Source organism: Herbaspirillum sp. UBA812 (assembly GCF_002296545.1).
In the GTDB taxonomy this organism is placed as follows: Bacteria; Pseudomonadota; Gammaproteobacteria; order Burkholderiales; family Burkholderiaceae_D; genus Herbaspirillum; species Herbaspirillum huttiense.
In genome coordinates this window covers 1-17,165 of record NZ_DBIC01000035.1, presented here as the reverse complement: position 1 = coordinate 17,165, position 17,165 = coordinate 1, and the positions used below count along the sequence as shown (strand labels likewise).

At 65.3% G+C, this 17,165-nt stretch carries 14 protein-coding genes; 3 read left to right on the top strand and 11 right to left on the bottom strand.

The window, feature by feature from the left end:
* Nucleotides 1–17: 17 nt before the first annotated feature.
* The 6 genes from B3873_RS01990 to B3873_RS01965 all read right to left on the bottom strand — a co-directional run bounded on the left by B3873_RS01990 (nucleotide 18) and on the right by B3873_RS01965 (nucleotide 9,719).
* Nucleotides 18–2,597, bottom strand: coding sequence for an NfrA family protein (locus tag B3873_RS01990; protein ID WP_286863768.1), 2,580 nt, complete (start codon nucleotides 2,595–2,597; stop codon nucleotides 18–20).
* A 33-nt stretch (nucleotides 2,598–2,630) separates the two neighbouring features.
* A complete protein-coding gene (locus tag B3873_RS01985) occupies nucleotides 2,631–4,799 on the bottom strand; it encodes a glycosyl transferase family protein (RefSeq protein ID WP_286863765.1) in 2,169 nt (722 codons plus the stop codon).
* A 9-nt stretch (nucleotides 4,800–4,808) separates the two neighbouring features.
* A complete protein-coding gene (locus B3873_RS01980; protein WP_286863763.1) occupies nucleotides 4,809–7,037 on the bottom strand; it encodes a cellulose biosynthesis cyclic di-GMP-binding regulatory protein BcsB in 2,229 nt (742 codons plus the stop codon).
* A 575-nt stretch (nucleotides 7,038–7,612) separates the two neighbouring features.
* Nucleotides 7,613–8,773: a non-hydrolyzing UDP-N-acetylglucosamine 2-epimerase gene (wecB, locus tag B3873_RS01975; RefSeq protein WP_286863762.1), complete on the bottom strand. Its 1,161-nt coding sequence runs from the start codon at nucleotides 8,771–8,773 to the stop codon at nucleotides 7,613–7,615.
* Between the two features lie 476 nt (nucleotides 8,774–9,249).
* A complete protein-coding gene (locus B3873_RS01970) occupies nucleotides 9,250–9,408 on the bottom strand; it encodes a hypothetical protein (protein ID WP_286863761.1) in 159 nt (52 codons plus the stop codon).
* An 8-nt stretch (nucleotides 9,409–9,416) separates the two neighbouring features.
* Entirely contained in the window at nucleotides 9,417–9,719 is a 303-nt protein-coding gene (locus B3873_RS01965; RefSeq protein ID WP_286863785.1) for a type II toxin-antitoxin system Phd/YefM family antitoxin, read from the bottom strand.
* A 204-nt stretch (nucleotides 9,720–9,923) separates the two neighbouring features.
* On the opposite strand from B3873_RS01965, the gene B3873_RS01960 reads away from it, so the two are divergent.
* A complete protein-coding gene (locus B3873_RS01960; protein WP_286863759.1) occupies nucleotides 9,924–10,304 on the top strand; it encodes a CidA/LrgA family protein in 381 nt (126 codons plus the stop codon).
* Entirely contained in the window at nucleotides 10,304–11,044 is a 741-nt protein-coding gene (locus B3873_RS01955) for an LrgB family protein (protein WP_286863757.1), read from the top strand. Before B3873_RS01960 ends, B3873_RS01955 begins: the two co-directional genes overlap by 1 nt.
* A gap of 25 nt (nucleotides 11,045–11,069) precedes the next feature.
* On the opposite strand, the gene B3873_RS01950 is transcribed toward B3873_RS01955, so the two are convergent.
* From B3873_RS01950 to B3873_RS01930, 5 genes are all read right to left on the bottom strand, one after another.
* The gene (locus B3873_RS01950) at nucleotides 11,070–11,978 is read right to left on the bottom strand and encodes a LysR family transcriptional regulator (protein ID WP_286863756.1); all 909 of its coding nucleotides are present in this window, start codon (nucleotides 11,976–11,978) and stop codon (nucleotides 11,070–11,072) included.
* Nucleotides 11,979–12,078: 100 nt separating this feature from the next.
* Nucleotides 12,079–12,681 carry an ABC-type transport auxiliary lipoprotein family protein gene (locus B3873_RS01945; protein WP_286863755.1) on the bottom strand — a complete coding sequence of 201 codons (603 nt, stop codon included), beginning with the start codon at nucleotides 12,679–12,681 and terminating at the stop codon, nucleotides 12,079–12,081.
* Nucleotides 12,678–13,595 (bottom strand): MlaD family protein, encoded by a 918-nt coding sequence (locus tag B3873_RS01940; RefSeq protein WP_039785481.1) that lies wholly within the window; start codon nucleotides 13,593–13,595, stop codon nucleotides 12,678–12,680. The genes B3873_RS01945 and B3873_RS01940 overlap by 4 nt, the downstream gene beginning before the upstream one ends.
* Complete coding sequence (locus tag B3873_RS01935; protein ID WP_286863753.1) at nucleotides 13,595–14,425, bottom strand: ABC transporter ATP-binding protein; 831 nt, start codon at nucleotides 14,423–14,425, stop codon at nucleotides 13,595–13,597. The genes B3873_RS01940 and B3873_RS01935 overlap by 1 nt, the downstream gene beginning before the upstream one ends.
* On the bottom strand, nucleotides 14,419–15,552 hold the full coding sequence (locus tag B3873_RS01930; protein ID WP_121041767.1) for an MlaE family ABC transporter permease: 1,134 nt from the start codon (nucleotides 15,550–15,552) through the stop codon (nucleotides 14,419–14,421). Before B3873_RS01930 ends, B3873_RS01935 begins: the two co-directional genes overlap by 7 nt.
* A gap of 293 nt (nucleotides 15,553–15,845) precedes the next feature.
* On the opposite strand from B3873_RS01930, the gene B3873_RS01925 reads away from it, so the two are divergent.
* Nucleotides 15,846–16,967: a porin gene (locus B3873_RS01925; RefSeq protein ID WP_286863749.1), complete on the top strand. Its 1,122-nt coding sequence runs from the start codon at nucleotides 15,846–15,848 to the stop codon at nucleotides 16,965–16,967.
* The last annotated feature ends 198 nt before the right edge of the window (nucleotides 16,968–17,165 follow it).

Below are 17,165 nucleotides of genomic sequence, written 5' to 3'. Positions count from 1 at the left end.
CTGCGGTTCACTAGGACTCAGTAGGACAGCGTGGTGCTGAAGAAGAATCCCTGCGCCCGTTCATCGCCGCCGACGCGCCAGCGATACTGCAGCGACAGGTCCACATAGGAACGCGGTGCATGATAGCGATCGCCCCGGAACCAATAACGCAGGTTCACCCCCGGACCCATGCCGATGGCGGTGCGATGGGTATTGAGCGAATTGAAGTCGGCGTTCAGGCTCAGATGCGGGAACAGCACCAGCTGATCGCTCACGCTGTCGAGCCGGAAACTGCGTCCGGTCTGGAGCGAGGCCAGACCGTAAGTCTGCGGATTGCGCAGGTAGCGGCCGACCTCGCCATACCATTGCGTGGTCCACCAGTCGGGACGATCCACTCGCAGGTCGGTACCGATGCCATCGGAATAGGCCAGCTGCACCAGCCAGTCGGCGGCGGACTGGCTTCCCAGCGGAATCAGCCGTCCCAGCGACAGCACCAGGTTCTGGCTGGCCAGCGGCTTCCAGCGCGCGCCTACGGTGGCTTGCGCAGTCTGCGTGCCAGTCGCACCGCCGGACTGGTCCTGCAGGGTCTGGAACACGCGTGCGAACAGTTCGACCGGACGGCCGGCCTGATAGCCGAAGGGCCGCCAGTAGGCTTCCGCTCCGGCCTGCAAGGTGCTGTCAGTGGCGGAGGCACCGGGACGTCCGCCATTGCCGGCGCTGGGGCCGCCGCCGTTGTGCGTGAGCGAGGCGATGAAACCGCCGCTGCGATCGATGGTGGAGATGCTGCGGCGGGTATCGAAGCGCTGCTGCGGCGTCTGCTGCAGGCTGCCATCGTCGGCACGGTCGACGCTGCGCTTGAACCAGCCCAGCGCGGCGTCATCGTCACCGGCATCGATGGCGGCATACCCCGCATCAGAAAGTGCGCGGGCGGGCAGGGTGCCGCCTGCATCGGCACGACGGAAGGCGTCCCGCGCAGCGCCGGCATCCCCCGCCTGGGCGGCCAGGTAGGCCAGTTGCAGATCGTCCAGTCCATCCAGCGCGCCGCCATCGCGCGCGGCGAGGAAGCGTTCACGGGCTTCGCGTGGATGACCGGTGCGCGCCAGCAGCGCGATCTCGGTCTCGACCGGCAAGCCGCCTTGCGCCAAGGCCGTCTCACCATCGGCGCGGGCACCCGCGCTATCTCCCAGTTGTGCGCGCAAGGCAGCGCGCCTTGCCAGCAAGGGGCCATCTGCACCCTGTGCCAGCAGGGTGGCGCTGATGGCCTGCTCGGCTTGCTGATCCTGTCCGCCAGCCTGCAAGGCATCGATCAGCAGCAGGCGGTATTCGGCATTCTGCGGTGACAGGGCTACGGCCTCGTTAGCTGCTTGCGCCGCCTGTGCGTACTGTTGCTGCTGCATCGCCTGGTAGCCACGTGCGGCGGCATCGAAGCCGGCATCGCGCGCTTGCGCGCCAAACGTCACGTGGCAGGGATTGACGTTTTCTGCACCATCGCGGCTGCAATCCAGCGCCGGCACGGGGTACTGGCGCGACGATACGGACGGGTTGCGCTGTCCGGCACCGAGCGCCGCCAGCCGATAGCGTCCCAGTGCCTGGGTGGCCTGCTGGCGCGTCAGGCGCAAGCGCGCAGCTTGGCGTGCATCGATTGCGGGGGAGAGCGTGTCGGGATCAAGATCGTTCAGCACATCCAGTGCCGCTTGCGGTTGTTGCATGGCCAGTTCGGCATCGGCCTGCAGCAGCCGGGCATCCAGATGTTCAGCGGGGCTGCTGTCGCTGCTCGCCAACTGTCCTGCCTGTGTGAAGTCAGCGCGCGCGGCATCGGCCTGGCCCAGACGCACGCGGGCATAGGCGCGCAGCAGCAGCGGGCCGGGCTGGCGTTCGTCCATGGCGTGGGCTTCGTCGGCGGCGCGCTCGGCCTGCGCGATCTGCTCGTTGTGCAGCAGGGCTATCCCCAGCATCAGGCGATATTCCATTTCCTGCGGTGCCAGTGCCACGGCCCGGCGTGCAGCGTCCAGCTCGTCCTCTGCGTGGTTGTCGGCCTGTGCCCGGAAGACTTCGGCCGCTGCCATGGCGGCGCGTTCGCGTTGCAGTTCCAGCTGGCGGCGCAGCAGCGGGCGTTGGTCCGTGACGTTGTCCGCGCCTTGGGCCAGTACTTCGCTGGCGCGGTCGTAGTCATGCGTCTCGATCAGCGCATTGCCCAGCAGCAGCCAGTAGGCGGTATTGTTTGGGGCGGCTGCCACAGCCTGACGTGCCAGCGTCACGGCCTGCTCGTAGCGCTTGCCATCATAGGCGCGATAGGCGGCTGCTGCGGCCGCATAACCGGGGTCGCGCGCCGTGCCACGCCCGGCGCTCATCCCGCCGCGCTGCTGTTGGCGCAGTTCGCGCAATTGACGGCGCAAGGCCATGGAATCCGGGCGCAGGCGTATCGCTTCCTGCAGTTGCGCCTGCGCCTGCCCGAACGCGCCGCGTGCCGCCGAGGCATAGGCCTGCTGGGCCAGGCGATAGGCCGGGCCGGACAGCGGCAGTTCCACCACGGCCGTTTGTGCCAGCGCCGTGCCGGTGGTGGCAGCAGCACCGCTGACCAGCAGCAGGAGCAGCAGGGACAAGGTCTTGTTCTTCATCGTGTCTTCTTGTTGTGGTGATGAGGGCGGGGCTCAGGCAGGCTGGCCGCCTTGTGCCAGCCAGTCGCGCTGGCGCCGTACCGCCTCTTCGATGGCCTCGCGCGAGATCACGGCTTCATTGACCAGGTAGTCGCCGATACGGCCATGCAGGTCGGGACGATATCGCTGCATGGCCGCATCGAAGACCGGGCGCGACAGCAGGCCGCTGGCGATCAGCAGGTCGCCCAGCAGCGGGACGCGGGCTTCGGTGCGGGCCGGGTCGAAGGCATTGTCCTGCCCGCGCAGCAGGCGCAAGCCGGCGGCGATCTCGGACTCGCGCGCCACCATGGCGAAGGGGGCGCGGCCCAGGACCGCTTCCAGCTCGGCCCGCGCGGCATCGGTCAGCGCACTGGCCACGGCCACCCGCGCCATGCCCTGGTCGGGCCGGCCTTCCTTGCCGGGCCCGAGGTAGAGCGTGCGCAGGCGAGCGCAGATTTCCATCGGCAGTTCGCCCGCATGGCGCTGCACGCGTTCCCGCGTGAGGCTCACGCGCGGCAGGCCTTCTTGATAGGCCAGTGCTTCGGCCAGGGTTTCTTCATCCAGCCAGCCATGGCTGACCATGACGGTCCCCAGCGGCAATTGCGTGCGGCGCTGTTCCTCCAGCGCCATCGACAGCGTGGCCTCGTCGACTGCCTGCCAGGTGCGCAGCAGGTCGCCCAGGCGCAGGCGCACGCGGCTGGCGATGCCATCCGTGGGGAAGTCGTGCATGGTCTTGTCCCAGGCCAGTGCGCGGCCCGCGAACAAATACAGCAGGAACAGCCGCCACGCGCGCGCCACGGCCATGAAGTTGACGAAGTTGGCCACCACCATGCGCGGCAGGGCCATCAGGCCGTGACGCCAGCCGTACAGCTCGGTGGTGAAATAGAAACGGTGCACGGCACGATTGAGCATCGCCAAAGCATTGAGCGTGAGCACGGTGCGCCACCAGCCGTCACCGGCCAGCAGGGGCGGGTAGAACACATCCCACCACTGGAAGGTGGTGGCCGCCGAAAACAGGATGAACTGCAAGGCCAGCACATAACCCAGCATGCTGACGAAGGCCGTGACGACGCCCTTGCGGTCATGCAGCAGCAGATAGCGTGCCGCCAGCGAGCCGCGCCACTCCATCTGCTCCCAGCTCTGCAGGCCGATGCCGATGACCCAGCGCGCCTTCTGGCGATAGGCCTGGGTGAAGGTGTCGGGGAAATATTCACGCACCGCCAGCGGCATTTCCAGCGTGCTCTCGGCCACCTGCTCGCGCTTGCCGAAGAACCAGGGTTTGCGGCGCACCTTGAACTTCACGGGGAAGCGCGCAAAGATGGTCTGCATGCCCATCTGCGAGAGCTTGGTGCCGACCTCGTAGTCTTCCGTCAGGCTGGACACGTTGAAGGGCTCGCCATCGGAGGCCTGCATCAGGCCGTGCAGCGCCTTGCGCGAGAAGCAGGTGCCGACCCCCGCCGAGGGTACCAGTCCGGCCACGCTTTCGCGCACCATCATGTCCTTGGCATGGCTTTCGGCGAATTCGTCCATGTAGGTACCGGCCACCAGTTCAAACCATTCGCGCTCCAGCGAGGCGACCGGCAGCTGGATCATGTCCTTGCGCGGCAGCAGGTAGTTGAAGAACTTCAGTTCCATCGGGTGCAGCACGTCTTCGCTGTCGTGCAGGACCACACCGGCGAACTGCATGCCCAGTCCGGCTTCGCTGGCGAAGATGGTCTTGACCACCCAGTTCAGGCAATCGGCCTTGCAGGTCGGACCGGCATGCGGCACTTCTACCCGGTGCAGTTGCTTGTAGCGCACCCGCATGCGCTCCACCTCGTCGATGGTCTCGCGGTCATTGACGTAGGTGCCGACGAAGATGTGATAGCGCCGGTAGTCCAGCACGGCCACCATGTCCTCGATCATCTGCGCGATGACGTCCGCTTCCATCCAGGCCGGCACCATGATGGCGATGGGCTGCTCATCGCGCTGCCGCAGCTGTTCCACCGTCAATGGCGAGCGCACGCGCTCGATGGTGAACCGGCGCCACAGGCGGCGCGACCAGTACCAGAGGTCGAAGAACAGGTCGTCCAGCGCCGACAGCAGGATCAGCAGGGCCACCACGGCCGCCGCAATTTCCAGCGCCGCGTAGTAGTTGGCGAACAGGAAGTTGAGCTGGGCCGTGGCATTGGCTGTGGTGAACATGCGCCGTCCTCAGTCCTGGCCGGCGTCGCGCGGCGTCGCCTGGGCTTGCTTGCGCTGGGCTTCCTGCTCGGCCATGCGACGGCGGCGCGTGCGGCTGGCCAGGATCAGCAGCAGAATGAACAGGCCGATGATGGTCAGCGGCACTACCCACCACAGGATGTCCGGAATGGTCAGCGAGGGGGCGTCCTGCACTGCATCGCGGCCACTGGCGTCATTGGTGTCGATCTCCGCCAGCAGTCCGGTCGAGGAGACGGCTGCCACATTGCCGGACGACAGCGCAAACGGTTTGGCCACCAGCGGACGTTCCTTGCCCACGCTGTGCCAGACCACGCCTTGCTGGCCGTTGGTCTTGGCGACCTCCAGGATGCCGAGGCGGTCGAAGCCGGTGACGTCGAGCATGGGCTTGGCGCTGCTGTCATTCATCACCAGCGTATTGCCCTTGACCTGCACGATGCCTTGGGCATCCTTGAAGGGCAGGTCAAACGCCAGGAAGCTGCCAGAAGGAGCGGCCTCCTTGCCGTCGTCGACCACGGTCATGCGGGTGCGGTCGGCGGGCAGGCCGGCGCTGGAGGCGACCATGATGACGCGCTGCAGGCTGGCCGGCACGTCGTCCAGATAGCTGTGCGGCACCAGCAACTGCGCACCGGCGGCGAAGCGGCGGACCATGCCGGTGAAGTTGGCTTCGTCCTGGGCCTTGTCCAGTTTCAGGTGGCTGGATCCCAGCACTGCCACCGGGAAGGCCTGGGGCGTTTCACGGCAGTTGTCGCTGGAGGGCTGGCGCACGAAGGACACGCGCAGCTGGTTCTGTGCAGCCAGCGCACCCGGGGGGATGCGCGCGATGATGCGCTCGCGCTGGCCGTCGGCCTGCAGGCTGCGCGCTCCCAGCAGCACATCGTTGAGGAACACCGAGGCCACCGGCGGCGTGCGCGTGGCACCCGGCGCGGCCGAGACATCCAGTACCAGTTCGGACGGCAGGCGGCCGTCGCTGGCGACTTCGGCGATATCGAAGGACGCACTCCAGTCGGCGCGGCTGAGCACATCGATGCTGCCCGGCGCGCCGCCCAGGTTTTTCAGGAGGATGAAGTCTTCACCCGTCACCGGCTTGTGCGCCGTGCGTGCCACCAGCGAGGCGGCACCGCTGATGTTGCGCCAGTAGCGGTCGAACATCTGTGCAAAGGCGGAGCCGGACTGCGCACCCGCCAGGATCACCGGATGGCCGAAGGCTGACGACAGCCGCAGTTCACCTGCCTGCAGGCTGGCGGACTGCGGCTGCACGCGGGCGCGCCAGGCGCTGAAGGCCGGCATCGCCTCGGGCGCGCTGGCCTGCACCTGCTGCTGCAGGGCGTTCATGGCGCTGTCGATACCGGAGAGCAGCGCTGCATCGGCCACCACAATGTCGGCCCGCACCTGGTTGCGGCCCAGGGCCAGCAAGGCGCCGACTTCGGCGGGATCCTTCAGTGCATGTTGGCCGCTGCCCTTGAGCGCGGCAAACGCGGCAATGCCGCGCAGCCCATCGGGTACGTTGAGGCGGCTCAGGTCGATCACGTCACCCACACGCGGCAGCACCGTCACCGTACTGTGCTTGCCCGCGCGTTCCAGCGCCACACCGATGCGCCAGGCGCTGTCGTAGCTCTGTGCATCCAGTTGGCGTCCCGCCACCATGATGGAGGTCAGGGCCGGCAGCGCACCCCAGGCGGTGCGCAGGTCGCCGATGGCGCGGCTGTCGTAGCGGTAGCTGAAGGAGGAATCGGGATTCACCTGCAGCACGTTGCCGGGCGTACGCGGGTCGGCGCATTGCGACAGGCCGGAGAGCATGGTGGTCCAGTTCACGCCCATGCGCACGAATCCATTGGCGCGAGGCGCGCCGTCGATGCCCAGCGCCAGGCTGGCATCGCCCTGATCGGCCGTCATCGCACGCGCCGCGACCGGATAGGTATCGATGGCCACGACCATGGTGGTGCGGCCGCCGTCGGCGCGCAGATACTTTGCGTCCAGTTTCAGATTGGCATCCGCCAGCGGCACATTGGACGGCACCGGCAGATAGAGTTCGCGGCTGCTGTCATTGGACGCCAGCACCAGCGGCGAGGTGATGCCCAGTGAGGCCAGGGTCTCGCGGCGCTCGATCCAGGTATCGTCAGTCAAGGTGCGGAAAGCGTCAGCGGCGGCGTTGTTGCCTGCGGGGGCGGCCAGCAGGACCGGCGAAAAGCCGGCGGCAAGCATCGCGACGGCGAGCGTCATGAACATCGGCGTTCCCGCGGACAAGCGCAGGCGGCGCGCAGCCGCTGGCTGGGGGTGGTGGCGTGCAATCATCAGATTCCTGTCGCAAGAGGGACCATCGGTCCGCGTAGTCCGGACCTTGTGGCGTTTCGTTGAATTGTTTGTTGTTCGGTTGCGTGGCTCGGTTGCGTGCGGTAGGAGCGGAGGGAGGTCAATTTGGTTGCATGTTCGATATCACTCTTTACACCTTGCAGCACGCGGACACTTTCCTTGTGTCCATTTTTCCGTGATTTTTTGCTTGAAATGGCGAGCCAGAAAAACTAAGTATTCAGCGCGATTGCCGTCTGGCATCGCCCTGAGTGGCGCATGGGAAAAGGGGAGCTGCTGGCTGATTTCGCCTGAGGAGAAAAAGCGAGGTAACGCAACACTGACAAGGATTTTTGTGAGAATTCCCTACATCAGAGGACGTAAAAAATATTTTATATTGTTTGATTTCACTCGGTTCTGGCCGGGAAAAATTTCCATAAAAAACTAAGTAAATGGGACGACGACACAAACCGCAACGTCTCGCCGCCCATGGCTTGCGAATGGATGAGTCAGGCGGAGAAGGGCTGGAAGTTGCGTCCGAGAATGGCATCGACGATGCGGGCACAGGCCTGTCCGTCGCCATAGGGATTTTGTTTGCGTGCGAAGCTGCGCCAGAGCCTGTCTTCGCTCAGCAGGGTGGCCACGGTATCGACGATGCGGCCGGTATCGGTGCCGACCAGTTGCACGGTGCCTGCGGCCACGGCCTCGGGGCGTTCGGTGACGTCGCGCATGACCAGAACCGGCTTGCCCAATGCGGGCGCTTCTTCCTGGACGCCGCCGGAATCGGTGAGGATCACGTGGGCGCGCTGCATCAGCCGCACGAACTGCAGATAGTCCAGCGGCTCGATCAGATGCAGGTGCGGCAGGCCGGACAGCTCCTGCATGACGGGGCCGCGCACGTTGGGATTGAGGTGCACCGGGTAGACGATCTGCAGGTCATCGCGTTGCGCCAACTGGGCCAGTGCGCGGCAGATCTGCAGGAATCCGGTACCGAAGTTCTCGCGCCGGTGGCCGGTAACCAGCAGCAGGCGGCGTTCAGGTAGCAGCCGCGGCAGGGCGGCATCGAGCTGGGCGCGAAGCCCGGCATCGGCATCGATGCGGGCCACTGTCATCTGCAGGGCATCGATGACGGTGTTGCCGGTGACCACGATTTTTCCCTGCAGGTTTTCTGCTTCGAGGTTGCGGCGCGACTGCGCGGTGGGCGCGAACATCAGGTCGCTGACCACATCGATGGTGCGCCGGTTCATCTCTTCCGGCCAGGGCTGGTGCATGTCATGGGTGCGCAGGCCGGCCTCCACGTGGCCGACCGGGATGCGCCGGTGAAAGGCCGCCATGGCCGCCACCATGGCGGTGGTGGTATCGCCGTGGACCAGCACGCGGTCGGGCCGGGTCTGCTCCAGCAACTGGTCGATGCCGGCGAAGAGGCGCGCGGAGAGACCGTTGAGCGTCTGGTCCGGCACCATCACATCGAGGCTGTGATCGGCCTGGATGGCGAACAGCTCCAGTACCTGCGCCAGCATCTGCTTGTGCTGGCCGGTGGCGCAGACGATGGAGTCGATGGCGGGCTCGGCATCGAGGGCCTTGACCAGCGGTGCCATCTTGATGGCTTCGGGGCGGGTACCGAAAATCGACAGCACCCGGAGAGGGTGGCTGGGCGTGGCGTGGTCCATGATGCTCCAGTAAAGGCTGCGTGAGCGCGCCTGTATCAAATCGTGGTCGTGACCGGCGTTGGGCTGTTCTTGTTGATTGTTGGCATCAGCGTGGAGCGCGGAGTGGTGGGGCCATCCGATAAGCAGAGACAGCCCGGGATGTGGGACAAGACCTGCGAAGATTTGGTTCTGGCGGCACGGCGAGGCTTGGACGGAGCATACGCGTTATCGTCATTGCGCCCGGGCAAGCTTGGCTGGTCCGGGCGCAGGACTTACGGTGAGGGGGCGGCGAGATAGTTGCGGCGCTGCCGCTGGTGGCGTATTGAGAGCAAGTGAACGACACCCCTGGAGCGGGCATAGAGCACCTGGGAATCCTTCATTACGTACTCTCGCACCTCCGTGTGGCGGGCCAGTCTGCCCAATTGCCGTTCGAGGAGGCGCAGGGCGCTGAGGACTTCGGTTGATTGCCCGGCACCGCCTTGAATCAAGGGGCCGAGCTACGGAAAACTTTCCAGATTGGGGATGACGGTCTCGATCAGTTCAACCAGCAGCTGGTCATAGGCATCGGTTGCCTTATTGGCGTCGAGGAAATCCTCGATCTGCGCCAGCCCGCGAAGGAAATACGTCGTGACCTCGACCCGATGCGGGACGGCCACCTTGCACCTCAGCGCGTGGTCTTGGCAGTGCGGCGGCGTTTGAGGCCGCTGAGGGCGGTGCGGGCATCGTCCACATGACCGGCCGCGACATCGGCCAGCCCGGCGCGGGCATCTTCAATGGTCAGCAGGTGCAGGTGCTCCCGCTCCAACTGATGGTAGTAATCCAGTCGCTCTGCATCGATCAAGGCGACGTAGCTGACGCCGTTCTTGGTAATGATTTTCTCTGTACCCGCCTTGACCTGATCCGCCAGTTCGGAAAGTTGGGCCCGGGCTTGCGTCAGCGTAATCACGTCAGTGGAAGAAAAGGCCAGCTCGGACCTCCTAAAATGATGTACAGATTCCTGTACAGTATAGAGGCCTGCCTTGCTGGGTGCTTGTGTGCGCATGATGTCACTCCTTGGGTGGAAGAGGCGCCTGCTCGCGCAAATTGCCTGGTCTGGTAGCGAAATCGTGAAATCAATCCGCTTTCCTCGCATTTTTTGATTGTCTGCCACTTACATCACCATTGGCCGCCCATGAACCTCACCCCCCTCGCCATCCTCCTGGTCTTCCAATGCCTGGGCGAAGGCACCGCGCAATTGCTGGGCCTGCCCATTCCCGGTCCGGTGATCGGCATGCTGCTGTTGCTGATCGCCTTTCTCTCTTCCTCACGCCTGGCGCAGATGATGGAGACGACCTCCTGGGGCATCCTGCAGCACCTGTCGCTGCTGTTCGTGCCGGCGGGCGTCGGCGTGATTGCGGCTGCCGGCCAGCTCAAAGGCGATCTGCCGGCCATCGCGGTGGCGCTGGTGGTGAGCACGGTCCTGGCCATCGCCGTCGGCGCGCTGGTGACCAATGCGGCGATGAAGCGCTTCTCTGCGGCACGCCAGCCGGATCACCATGAGGAGTCGCACTGATGCACGGCCTGGCCCGTCTGACCGATGTCTGGGTCTACCTAGCTGCCTCGCCGCTGCTGGGGCTGACGACCACGCTGGTGGCCTATCTCGTGGCACTGTGGATCTACCGGCGCCTGGGTTACCACCCGCTGGCCAATCCCGTGCTGATCGCCATCGTCATCGTGGTCAGCATCCTGGGCATCACGCATACGCCCTACAAGACGTATTTCGAAGGCGCGCAATTCGTGCATTTCATGCTCGGACCGGCCACGGTTGCGCTGGCCATGCCGCTCTACAAGCAGTGGCACAATTTCCGCCGCGCAGCGCTGCCGCTGATGCTGGGACTGGCCGCTGGTTCCGTGACGGCCGTGGTCTCGGCGGTCGGGATCGCCTATGCCATGGGTGCCTCACGCGACATCGTCATTTCCATGGCACCCAAGTCGGCCACCACGCCGATTGCCATGGCCATCTCGGAACGCTTCGGCGGCCTGCCGTCGCTGACCGCCGTGCTGGTGATCTGCACCGGCATCCTGGGCGCGGTCCTGGCGCGCTACGTGCTCAACTTCCTGCGGATCGACAGCCATCCGGTACGCGGCTTCGCGCTGGGCGTGGCCTCGCATGGCATCGGTACCGCGCGCGCTTTGCAGGTCAGTGCGGAGATGGGGGCCTTTGCCGGATTGGGCATGGGACTCAATGGCGTCTTCACCGCCGTGCTGGTGCCGGTGCTGATGCCGCTGTTCCTGCGCTGGACCGGAAATTGAGAATGAACTAAATAATTTAAGCTACTTACTTCGGGCACCATGGCGGTACCTTGAACTGCTCCACCAGAAAATCACGCATGCGCTGCACCTTGGGCGGCAGATGCGTGCGGGTCGGGTAGAGCGTATGCACCACCAGTTGCTCGCCGGTGCTCCAGCCTTCGAACAATTCCACCAGTTCACCGGACTGGATTGCCGCGTTGACGATGAAGTCCGGCTGGATCGCGATGCCCTGGCCGGCCACGGCCATGGCACGGCAGGTAGCGCCATTGTTGACGTAGACGGTGGAGCGTACGCGCACCGTGCAGGTGTCGCCGTGCTCATGCTTGAAATGCCACTCATCGCCGCCGTTGCGGTAGCTGTAGGAGTTGAAGGGGTAGTCGCGCAGTTCCGCCGGACTCACCGGCGTACCTTGCCGCTGCAGGAAGGCCGGCGAGGCGCAGGCAATCATGCGCACCGGTGCCAGCGGCCGTGCCACCATGCGGCTGTCACCGAGGGTACTGATGCGGATGGCCATGTCGAAACCTTCCTCAAGCAGGTCGATGGTGCGGTCCGACAGCGTGATGTTGAGCGTGATCTGCGGATTCTGCTCCGTGAACTTGCCCCATAGCGGAGCCAGTTGCTCCACGCCGAAATCCTGCGGAGCGCCGATGCGCAGCCGTCCGCAGGCCTGGTCGGAATTGAGCCCGACTTCGCTCTCCACATCCTGGATGGATTCCAGCAATTCCTTGCAGCGCGTAAAGTAGACGCGGCCCTCATCGGTCAGCGAGAGTCGCCGCGTGGTGCGGTGGAGCAGGCGGATGCCGAGGAACTGTTCCAGCTCCGAAACCTGCCGCGAGACTGCCGGTTTGGACTGGCCGGTCACCTCCACGGCGGCCACGAAGCTGCCGCTCTCGACCACGGCGACAAAGGTTTCCATCGCTTGCAACTTGTCCATGGCTGCTTTCCGATCCGCAAGAAAAATACCGGTCAGATTGCCACAGCCTCGTGCGCCTGCCCATGCTACGTTCGGATAATGGCGCGTGCGGAAAATTCGTTCATCGCACCGTGGCGGCCCACGCCACCACTTCGCCCGCCAACCGCGCCGAGGCGCTGCCAAAGGCGCTGACCACTTCCGGCACCTTGCTGCCGGCCACCGCTTCCACCACCGCAAAGCGCCGCGCCGCCAGTTGCTGGCGCGTGGCGGTGTCGACCAGTCGCGCGTCATAGACGATCACTACGCTGGGCGCACCGTTGCGATATTCCGTCTGGAAGGCGTTGAGTGCGCCATCGAGTTCGACCTCGGCCGCGATGTTGGCATTGTCACCGGACAGGCGCGGGAAACGTCCGTCGGCCTGGAAGGCATCCAGCAGGCGGTCGCGCAGCAACTGCGGTGCCGGATCGCTCCAGCGCACGCCGGCGTAGGACTTGACCACGTCGCCTTCAGGCAGCACCAGGATGCGTTCGCTGTCGATGCTGCGACTGGCCGCCGGGGTGGCGATGCGCAGCGCGCGATAGGGCGTGCCGGTGCTCGCCGCATGGGTCGAAGCCAGTGGCGGCAGGCGATAGACCGCCAGCGGATCGGACTTGGGAAGAATAGAACACGCGGTCAGGGCCAGGCTGGCGGCCACCAGGGCGGTGCGCAGTAGCGGGGTCATCATGGTTGGAATTCCTGAAGATTGTCTTGGCCCAGCAGGTAGGCACCGGGATTGCTTTCCAGCTTGCGGCTGATGGCCCGCACCGAGGCCAGGGTACTGCGCAGTTCGGTAATGGCCGGCCCGATCTCCGCCACGCCCTGGGCACCGTTGTTGAGGGCGGCCTGGTTCTGCTGGATCAGCTTTTCGATCTGCTGGCTGCTGGCTGCCAGCGAACGCATGGCTTGCTGCAGGTTGCCCATGGCGTCATTGCCGCGTGTGGCCAGCAATTGGTTGGCCGACTGCATGGCCAGATTGGCCTGGCGCGCCGCTGCCGCCAGTTCCTGCATGGCGGTGCCGACGTTGCCGCGCTGGTTGGCCAGGGTATCGGTCAGCTGTTCCAGGTGCGCCAGGGTCTGGTTCAGGCGGCGCGCGTTTTCCGGGGCCAGGAACTGTTTGGCATTGAGCAGCACTTCATTGACGTTGGAGAGCAGGTCCTCGCCGTTGGAGAGCAGCGCCGACAGCGGCGAGGGTGAGGCGATGATGATCGGGTCATTGCCATCCTTGGACTCCAGCCGAGGACTCTCGGGCGAGCCATTGGTCAGCTGGATCAATGCGGTGCCGGTGATGCCGGCCAGGGCCAGCTTGGCGCCGGTGTCTTCCTTGATGGGCGCCTTGCCGGTCACGCGGATGCGGGCGCGCACCTTGCGCGGGTCGGCCGGGTCCAGGCTCAGGCCGACCACATCGCCCACCTTGATGCCGCTGTACTGCACGGGGCTGCCGCGCGAGAGCCCGCTGACCGCCTCGTTGAAGATGACCGTGTAGTAGTCGACGTCGCGGTCCTGGCCGACCTTGGTCAGCCACAGGCAGAACACCAGTGCCGCCAGGGCGACCAGGATGGTGAAGAGTCCGATGAGGACGTGATGGGCACGCGTTTCCATTAGGCGTTTCCTTGATGCGTTGGGGTGGCCGAAGCGCGCAGTGCGGCCTGGCTGGCGGCCCGTCCGCGCGGGCCCTGGAAGTATTGCCGTATCCACGGATCATCGAAGGCCGCCACGGCCTCGATGCGGTCGGCCACCAGCACGCGCCTGGCCGAGAGCACGGCAACGCGGTCGCAGATGGCATAGAGGGTGTCCAGGTCATGGGTGACCAGGAACACGGTCAGGCCCAGCGCATCGCGCAGGGTCAGGATCAGGCGGTCGAAGGCGGCGGCGCTGATGGGGTCGAGCCCCGCGGTCGGTTCGTCCAGGAACAGGATGTCCGGATCCAGCGCCAGCGCACGGGCCAGCGCGGCGCGCTTGATCATGCCGCCCGAGAGTTCTGCCGGAGTTTTGTCACCGGCGGCAATGGGCAGACCGGCCAGCGCCAGCTTCATGGCCGAGACTCCCCGCGCCTCATCGGCATCGAGCCCGCCGTATTCGGTCAGGGGCAGGGCGATGTTTTCCAGCACGGTCAGCGACGAGAACAGCGCGCCCTGCTGGAACAGCACGCCGAAGCGCCTTTCGTACTGTGAACGCGCCTCGGTGGACAGTGCAGACAAATCCTGTCCGAACACTTTCACCTGTCCCGCCGCAGGACGTTGCAAGCCGACGATACTGCGCAGCAGGACCGATTTGCCGGTACCGGAACCGCCCACCACGCCCAGAATTTCACCGCGCCGCACCTGCAGGTCCAGCTGGTCATGGACCACTTGCGGTCCGAACTGGTTACGCAGGCCGCGCACGTCGATGATCGCTTCGACGGCCTGATCGTCGTGCGCCGGGGTCACCATCCCATCTCCATGAAGAACAGGGCCGCCAGTGCATCCAGCAGGATCACCACGAAGATCGACTGCACCACGCTGGAGGTGGTGTGCTGTCCCACCGACTGGGCGCTGCCGCTGACCTTGAAGCCTTCGTTGCAACCGATGATGGCGATCACGAAGGCAAACAGCGGTGCCTTGACCATGCCCAGCACGAAGTGGCGGATGCCCACGTCCTGCTGCAGCAGCGAGAGGAACATGGTCGGGCTGATGTCCAGCGACAGCGCGCACACCATGGCCCCGCCGAAGAGGCCCGACATCATGGCGATGAAGGTGAGCAGGGGCATGGAGATCAGCAGCGCGATGATGCGCGGCAGGACCAGCAGGTTGATCGGGTCCAGTCCAAGGGCGCGGATGGCATCGATTTCCTCGTTGGCCTTCATCGATCCGATCTGCGCGGTAAAGGAACTGGCGGTGCGCCCGGCCATCAGGATGGCGGTCAGCAGCACCGCGAATTCGCGCAGGAAGGAGAAGGCCACCAGGTCCACCGTATAAAGACTGGCGCCGAAATCGGCCAGCACGGTGGCCCCCAGGAAGGCGACCACGGCACCCACCATGAAGGTCAGCAGGGAGACGATGGGCACCGCGTCCAGCCCGGTCTGTTCAACCTGGGCCACTACGCCCGTAAAGCGCCAGCGCGAAGGCCGCCAGAACGAGGCCGCCAAGGTCTGCAGGCACAGTCCGGCAAAACCCAGCAGGCCACGCGAGCAGGCGCGCAGGTTGAGGGTGGCCACGCCGGCCCGTTCGAGCATGTCGGTGATCCAGGCCTGCGGCGGCGGGGCGGCCTTGGGCATGGCGATCGCCTTGGCCTCGGCCACGGCGGCCAGCAGGCCGCGCCAGGCGCGCGGCAGATTGCTGTCTTCGCCGGTCTGGCGCAAGGCTGCGGGCACGCCCAGCAGATCCACCAGCAGCTTGGCGCCCACGGTGTCAAAGGCGGTCAGTGCAGAAAACGTCAGCACCAGCTGATCGTCTACCGCCGGCCGTTGCTGTGCGATCTGGTGCGACAGCGCGCGGTAGTTGCGCAAGGTCCAGTCGCCTTCCACGTGCAGCACAGGCGGGCTGGACGGTTCGAGGCGGAAGGTGGCGGCGTTGTTCAAATCAGGTCAGGCCAGCGAGGGCAAGGTTGGAAGAGGGCAGTGTACCGAACTTGCGCGCCACTGCGCAAAAAGCGTCAGCGGGCCGCCGCAAGTATGGCATGGGCACAGGCTTCGCGCCAGCCGCAATGACCCGCGCGGGCACTATCCCAAGAGGTAATTGCTGCGGGGGGAAGGGGCTCCTACCATGTGCCTTCCCTGGACCCGGCCAGTGCCATTCTCCTCCCTCCACCCGGCAGAAAGCACCCGGGATGATTTGACGTTTTCTGCACCATGCCGCGTGCGGCACGCTTCTCATGAAAAAACTCGTCTTCACTCTTTCCGCCCTGGGGCTGCTCAACGCCAGCCAATGTGCCCAGGCCCAGACTTCCAGCGTCACCGTCTATGGCGTCATCGACATGAGCCTGGTCTATACCAGCAAGGTCGGTGCCGGCAACAACAGTCGCGTCAGTGTCGACTCCGGTGACGCCATGGCCTCGCGCATCGGCTTTCGCGGCCGCGAGGAACTGGGCGGCGGACTGGCGGCCATCTTCCAGCTGGAAAACGGATTCTCCGCTGACGACGGTGCCATGGCCACGCCGGGCAGCCTGTTCGACCGCAAGTCGGTGGTCGGCCTGAGTGGCCATGTCGGTACGCTGACCATTGGCCGCCAGACCGACTATCTGGAAGAGATCGGCCTGCAATACAGTTCCTTCCAGATCTTCGGTGGTGGCGGTGTGCGTGCCGGCCACTTCAACAGCCTCGATCGCCTGACCGGGGCGCGGACCAGCAATTCGCTGCGCTTCGATACCGCCGAGATGGGCGGATTCACCGGTAGCCTCTTCTACGGCTTCGGCGAGGTCGCTGGCAAGACTTCAGCGGGACAAGCCTTCGGCGTCGGAGCCAACTATCGGCGCGGCAATGCGGGCATTGGTGCCGCTTACTACCAAAGCAAGCTGGCCGCGGATACGCCGCCGTCCAGTGCCGGTGATACCGACCTCAAGACCTTCACCCTGGGGGCCAGCTACCAGGCCGGTCCGGCCAAGCTGTTCGCAGCCTGGTCGCAGGTGCGCCGCCCGACCCAGCAGCCGCTGGCGGCGAGCGGACTGGTGGCCATCACCAGCGCTACCCGCGCCAATGTGTTCGACGTCGGCGTGGATTACGCGATGAATGCCAAGCTGCACCTGCTGGGCAGCGTCATCCATGATCGTGCTGATCTGTCCCGCGCCAGCGGTGGTGCTACGCGCGGACACACCACGCAGTTCAATATCGGCATCGACTATTTCTTCAGCAAGCGCACCGATCTCTATGCCATGGCCAGCCGCCAGTCGGCCAGCGACGTGCTCAATCCCGGCGTCATCAGCGCGGCCTATTCGTCGGCACCGGCGGACGACAGCAGCCAGAATGTCCTGCGTATCGGGCTGCGGCACAAGTTCTGAGAGCGCCGAAAAACATAGCCGAAAACGGCAAAACAGCCTCCGCAGCGCGGGGGCTGTTTTGCTTTTGAGCGGTGCGATCCGGAGACATCAGGGGCAAAGAAAGGCTGCATGCGGGAAGAGAGCGCAGACTGCACCCGCCGCAGGACCTCGTGCGGCGCGCAGGTTTGCCAAATCGGGCTACGCCGGTGCGGGAAGGGA